The following is a 6,157-nucleotide window of genomic DNA, read 5'->3' on the forward strand; positions in this document are numbered from 1 at the left end:
GCCGGCCACGCCGTCAGCACCCGCAAGCAACGTCTACGCGGACTCCACCGGCGCCTCCAAGGCGGGGCGATCGCCTGCGTGAAGTAGCGGAGTGGCCGTGAGGGAGCAGGTAGCTTCCTCCGATAGGCTCGGCGAATGAGCGAAAATACACCGCGACTCGCTGGCTATCTGGACAAGCAACAGCCCGGGCTTTATCAAGCCCTGTCCGACTACGCGGGTAAGGTGACTGCCGAGGCTGATAGGACCGGGATCCCGCGCCGCACCCTGGAGTTGTTGAACTACCGGGCTTCTCAGATCAACGGCTGTGCCTTCTGCCTGGATCTCCATCACCGCCGCGCCATCGGCTATGGGGAGACTGAGCAGCGGCTTTCCTTGGTGTCCGTGCATGGCGAGGTAGCGCTCTTCGACGAGGCCGAACAGGTCGCCCTCGAGCTTTCCGAACAGATCACGCGCATGAGCACCGCTCGTCCCACTGCCGAGCTGTTTTCCCGCGCGCGGAAGGTCTACACCGAGGAGCAGATCAGCGTGCTGTGCATGGCATGCATCGGCATCAATGCCTTCAACCGCCTGTCCATCCTGAGCGAGCATCCGGTGCGCAAGGCCCGTTCGTCGGGATGACGCGTGCCAAGCCGCAGGATTCCTCTTAGCCTCGCGGAGGCTCGGTGCCTGAATTCTTCCGCCTACTGTGCCGCCACAGGTAAAGGCTCCTCGACGTAGGACTAATTGACGCTCAAGGCAGCCATACTGTCGGCGGTCGATCTCGAAACAACCTAGCGCCCACACATGGCACTATTGTGCCCTCCAATGGGCGCAGGGGCCCGACTGGGACGAGAGGGATGATTGAGTTGAGATATGGCTCTATCTTTTGCAATTCCCCAGGCATAGTCTTTCCTCATTCGTCGGCCTATTGGGGGAATCATGGTCTTATTTCGCTGCGATCAATTTAACCGCGTGCGAGGGAATGCAGGTTGGGCGGCGGTGCTCCTCCCGGTTGTGATGACTCTAGTCGCCTGCGCTGGTCCATCGGCCGCGTCAACTCAAACCGCGTCGCAGACTACTTCGTCCCCGCCCCCCGAGTCGGTGATTTTACGGGCCAGCCATTCATGTCATCTGGACGGTAGCGCGTATGCCACTCTCGGCGACGGAGGCTACACCATAACAATGAAGGGCGAGCCGGATGGCAAGACGACCGGCCTTCCCGTCAAGGACATGGCATGTGTTCTGAAGGCCGTATCCGTGCCGGATAGCGTCGTGAGCCAGATGGATTCAACGCGAGCCTTGGACGGCATGCAGAAAGCATCGTGGGACAAATTTGCGGCGTCATGGACGTATCACCCGGACAACGGGCTAAGGATCATTTTGACCGAATCGAAGTAGCGACCTTCTGCTGCATATGGCCAGTGACCGCAGGGGTCCAGACGGGTGAGTCAGGCGCCGACCTGCACGACACGACGCCTGGCCCCATCTATCACGTCGGGACCATCAGCTTGTGTGTAGCCTCTGAGGGACAGCGATAACGCCGCTACGAAGCGCTTTTTTGGGGGAGGCGAAAAATGAGCATGCCAAGTGCCCGCGAACGCACGGTCGTAGCGAAGCTCGCACAGCCAACCCGTCACTTCTGTCTGGGCCCCGAGGCCAGGCGAGAGCCATCACATCACGAATCCCATGTGCCCAAAGTCGGACACCCTTGAAAGGAATCCAATGAGTCAGAACATTCCTCCCGCAGGCCCCCCGTCGTCCTACCCGGGAGGCGCCAATCCTCCGGCAGGCCCGTACGCGCCGCAGCCGGGCCAGTACTCCCCTCAACAGGCCAGTACGTTCCGAAGCAGGGCGCGTACCCCGCTCCTGGCGCCTACCAGGGCCAGCCCAACGCATACCCGGGCGCCCCTTCGCCCTACCCGTACCCGGGCGGACCGGCAGGACCATTCGCCGGCAACAAGTCGTTCCTGACGACCTGGTTACTGTCGCTCCTCCTGGGCGGGCTCGGTGTAGACAGGTTCTACTTGGGTAAGGTCGGTACCGGCATCCTGAAGCTTGTCACGCTGGGTGGCATCGGGATTTGGTCCTTGGTTGACCTGATTCTCGTTCTGACGAACAAGCAGACCGACAAGCGTGGAAACAAGCTTGTCGGCTATGACCAGCACAAGAGAGTCGCCCTCATCGTGACTCTCGCCCTTGTGGTTTTGAGCATCATCATCAAGTCGACGACGGGCGGTTCCTCTGCGCCTGCCTCCTCGGTGGCTCCTGCCGCGGCCCCAGTTGCTACCACTGCTGCTCCCGCGGCGCCGGCAGCCCCGGCCGCAGCCACATGGACGAAGGTTGCCGAACTCGCCGGTTCAACTGATGCGGCGGGTCAGTCGTTCCAGCTCTCGGGCAAAGAAGCTCGTCTTGTGTACTCTTTCACGGGCGGGAAGGTCCTCAACGGGCAGTCAGCGGCCATCGCGGCGATCTACCTGATGGACGATGGCAAGGACAAGACGAAGGACGGCGGCATCCCGGTCAAGATGCTCACCAAAGACGAGTCTGGCGAAACCGCTGTCCATAAGAGCGCAGGTAAGTACTACATCGACGTCACGGCAGCGAATTTCGACGGCTGGACCATCTCCGTTGAGGAGAAGCAGTAGTATCTGGCCTCGCACGGCGAGTCTCTGAGGGGATCTGCTGTCGCTGCAACGCCCGAGGAAATTGGGTGTTGCAGCGACAGCGTCGTCGCTAAAGCGGGAGCTGATAGGGACGGCAGCATGCGAGCTATCCATGAAGAGCCGACGTGCACCTGCTGAGTATTCCGTTCGTCGAGTCCTTGAGAGCTAAGCACGATCTTCGTCCGCCATCGAATATGTGGTTGACCGGGGCGTGAAGGAGGGTTTTCGCGACTTGCCAATGATCCCCGGGACGCCACAAGCGCTCGTTAGATGACTGCGAGGCGTGCCGGGAGTTCAGAGTGCGTCGGCGGTTTCGTCGGTATCGTTCAGGGGCCGGTTGTTCCAGGTTCCCCACTCCGCCGGAAGGATGGTTGGCCGGCCAAGGAAATATCCCTGTCCTGCGTGCATGCCGAGTTTGGTAACAACGGATAGTTCTGCTTCGGTTTCGATTCCTTCGGCGACGATTTTGGCGCCGATCTGTTTGGCGAATTCGGCCATTGCCGCACCGAGAGCCTGCTGGCCTTGGTCATCGTCGATCCCGGCGATGAGGCTTCGGTCGAGCTTGACGATGTCTGGCCTGAGCCGCAAGATGTGCCGCATCGACGCGAACCCGGACCCGGCGTCATCGATCGCAATCCGGAGACCGCGCCGGCGAAGAGAAGCCAATGCCGCCACCAGTGGTGCGTATTCGTCCACCGCGAGATTCTCGGTCAGCTCGAGGACAATCCGGTCAATTGGTAAGCCTGCTTGCTTGAGGAACCCGGGCAAACGGGGGTCCAGGCATGTCTCAGGGGAAAGGTTCAGGGCCAAATACACGTCGGCGGGTAGCTTGGCTGCGGCTTCAAGTGCTGATTCAAGGGCAGCGAATTCCAGTTCCCCGCCGAGCCCCACGGTGTTGGCCTCGTTGAACCAGTGCTCCGGCCCCTTGCCCTCGACGCTCGGAAACCGCGCCAGCGCTTCAACACCGACGATCTTCCCAGTAGTGAGTTCGTATATCGGCTGGAACGCAGTCAGGATCACGCGGCCGCGCAGGGTCTCTTCAACTCGCTCCGTTATCCGTTGCTTCAGGAATTCCCGGGCACTCTGGGCCGCGAGCGGCCGGCTTGTGCCCTCGAAACCCGCACCAAGCCCTGCGCTGGCGGTGCGCGCACGGCCGGACACTTCCATCCAGACCGGGGCACCGTTCCGATGGCGGCAGATGGCAACAACACCGCTCCAGTCCTGACCGACATTGTCGATGGCGTCAGCGACCAAGTGCCGTGCATTTGCGAGTTCCTCCGGATCAATCACTTTCTGACACGGCATGCCGACGAGTTCGGACGGGTGGTAACCGAGCAGAGCCATGCTGGCCTGGCTGGAGAAGGTAAATTTCCCCTCCTTGTCCACCGCCCACAGCCATTCCCGGCTCGTGACGGCGACAGTATCGATGAGTTCGGACGCCGCACTGGTGCGGGAACGCTCCGCGTGCAGGCCCCGGATTCCTCTAAGTGCGGAAAAACCCGCCAATAAGATAAGACTCCCGGCGAAGCAGATCAAGATCACGGTGGCTGTCGGCGAAACGACTGCCACAATCCCTGAGACAAGTAGGACCGCGATCGCAAGGGCGAAGGCAATCTGCACGCACAATATGGTGATCAGTAGGTGCCCGCCGACAAACGACAGGATCAACCCTCTGCGCTGCTGAACCATCTACGCGAACCCCCCTTTCGACACGATAGCCCTGAGGGGGGCAAACCGCCAATGCCGTCCGACTCAAAAGTATGGCGGTTCTATGGTGGAACTACTTCCCCCGGCGGCGCGAGGGCGACAACCCGGTTGCCCGCTCAATGGACTGTCCTGATAGCACGCCCTCACGGCCTTCCATTGCCCTCACCGGTAGCCAATGATGCGCCGAGCATAAATCACTAGATGACAGCGGAGAAGACCGAATTTCGGCCCTGGCGGCCAACTGTGAATGCAAACTGGCCTTGCGTGCGTATGCAAAGCCCGCCATTTGGCTATGTCAACTATTTCTGGCCCCGGGTTGACGGCTATTTCGGGCCCCACCGACCCCGGAAACATCTGTAGGCCCGTCTCATGTCAAATGGGCAGAAGAGTGCCCGCGCTGAAATTGATTCGTCAGTCAGTGTCGAGTTTCAATTGACCCTACGTGGTCTCAACTGGAGAGCGACCGCAAAGAACCAGAGCATGAGCACCACACCAATGACGACGGTTGGGTAATTCCATCTGGTCGTGACGCGTAGTCCATGTTGTCCGCTCGTCAAACGCCTGTTGAGCCAAGCGGCCGGTTACCTGATGGCCGGGCCGGGGGTCAGGTCGGCTGTCCCGTAGGCAATGTTCGTCCGCGAGTCGATGATCGTGACGCTTCGGATTCTGAAGGGCGGGGACGGGGGCAACTCGAAATTTTGGGAGCCCGGACCGGGTTTCAACTTGCCTCCGATGTCCAAGAACTTCGGGTCTTCGACCACCATGTCTCCCGATGCGTCTTTGGACAGGGCTCCTTCGTTGAGGATGACCTTCAAGTCCGGGTTCGGGGTTGTCGAGACGTTCTCCAGTGTGAGGGTGGCACCCGCCTCTGTTTCCGCGATGTGCACGACGCCGACAGTCCGGGTGCCCTGGCTGATGAACCGGCCCGTCAACGGGGCGTCCCACGAGGCGGCCACCGAAGTCGGGGCGGCTTGGGGGGTCGACGCTCCGGACACCGCCTTGGTTGAAGTGCCAGACGCGGTTTCCGGTGAGACATAGGTGCAGCCCGCCGCAATGACGGTAACCGCGGCGGCCATGAGGATCCGTCCGATGAGGTGGGCGATGTCTTGCCGGTTGGCCCGTGCGAACATTGGCTTCCCTTAGAACCGCGCGGCGGGGACGACGGCTGGGACCACCCGGATACGCAGCGCCGTGACGGCACGCATGAGCATGAGCAAGTTCACCGTGATACTGCCGTATTGCGGTGCATGGTTCCCGGCAGGTGACGTCACCAGCCCGAACAGCAGAAGGACCGCGGCAATCCCGGCGACCGCCGCCGCGGCAATCAGTGGAGCTTTCGACGTCGTCTTCCGCGTGACGAGCACCCAGATGCCCATTCCGAGGTAGCAAGCGGCGGCCACAGCGTACCCTGCAGCGGACGCAGCGAAGACCATGCCCGAGGCGCCGCCGAAACGACCCAGCAAAGACAGGTCAAGGCCCGTGTAGAACCCGGCCCCGGCAGTGAGGATCAGGCACGAGACCCCCACCGTGGTCCGCAGCGAGCGTAGGCGCTTCATCTCCGGGGAAGGGAACGAAACCATCGGCCCGTACGATTGCGGCAGGTCGTTGTTCTGCCGGTAGTAACCACTCATCAGGGAAGTCCGTTTCAGCGCGCGGGAGCACCCACTGCGCCCCCAATTCCGCCAACCTACCAGTTACTAAACCGAAAGTGTCATTGAAGATTGCCGACCCTCAGGGAAAACCCGATCCATGCGCTTGAAGGCTGGCGCCGGCGGTCTTGAGGCGGCGCGGCGTGCCCNCCGCCGCCG

5 protein-coding genes are annotated in these 6,157 nt (G+C 61.5%); 2 read left to right on the plus strand and 3 right to left on the minus strand.

Annotated features, from left to right (window positions below):
* Nucleotides 1–135: 135 nt before the first annotated feature.
* Nucleotides 136–618: a carboxymuconolactone decarboxylase family protein gene (locus AHiyo1_RS18895; RefSeq protein WP_059389580.1), complete on the plus strand. Its 483-nt coding sequence runs from the start codon at nucleotides 136–138 to the stop codon at nucleotides 616–618.
* Nucleotides 619–1,946: 1,328 nt separating this feature from the next.
* A complete protein-coding gene (locus AHiyo1_RS18905; protein ID WP_084784598.1) occupies nucleotides 1,947–2,624 on the plus strand; it encodes a TM2 domain-containing protein in 678 nt (225 codons plus the stop codon).
* 312 nt (nucleotides 2,625–2,936) lie between these two features.
* Here the strand turns inward: AHiyo1_RS18905 and AHiyo1_RS24945 are convergent, their stop codons facing one another.
* The 3 genes from AHiyo1_RS24945 to AHiyo1_RS18920 form a co-directional block, all read right to left on the minus strand.
* Nucleotides 2,937–4,331, minus strand: a complete 1,395-nt coding sequence (locus tag AHiyo1_RS24945; protein ID WP_059389582.1) for a sensor domain-containing phosphodiesterase — start codon at nucleotides 4,329–4,331, stop codon at nucleotides 2,937–2,939.
* A gap of 599 nt (nucleotides 4,332–4,930) precedes the next feature.
* Nucleotides 4,931–5,479 carry a DM13 domain-containing protein gene (locus AHiyo1_RS18915; RefSeq protein WP_059389583.1) on the minus strand — a complete coding sequence of 183 codons (549 nt, stop codon included), beginning with the start codon at nucleotides 5,477–5,479 and terminating at the stop codon, nucleotides 4,931–4,933.
* A gap of 9 nt (nucleotides 5,480–5,488) precedes the next feature.
* Entirely contained in the window at nucleotides 5,489–5,980 is a 492-nt protein-coding gene (locus AHiyo1_RS18920) for a hypothetical protein (RefSeq protein WP_059389584.1), read from the minus strand.
* Nucleotides 5,981–6,157: the final 177 nt, after the last annotated feature.

Source organism: Arthrobacter sp. Hiyo1, assembly GCF_001263615.2.
In the GTDB taxonomy this organism is placed as follows: Bacteria; Actinomycetota; Actinomycetes; order Actinomycetales; family Micrococcaceae; genus Arthrobacter.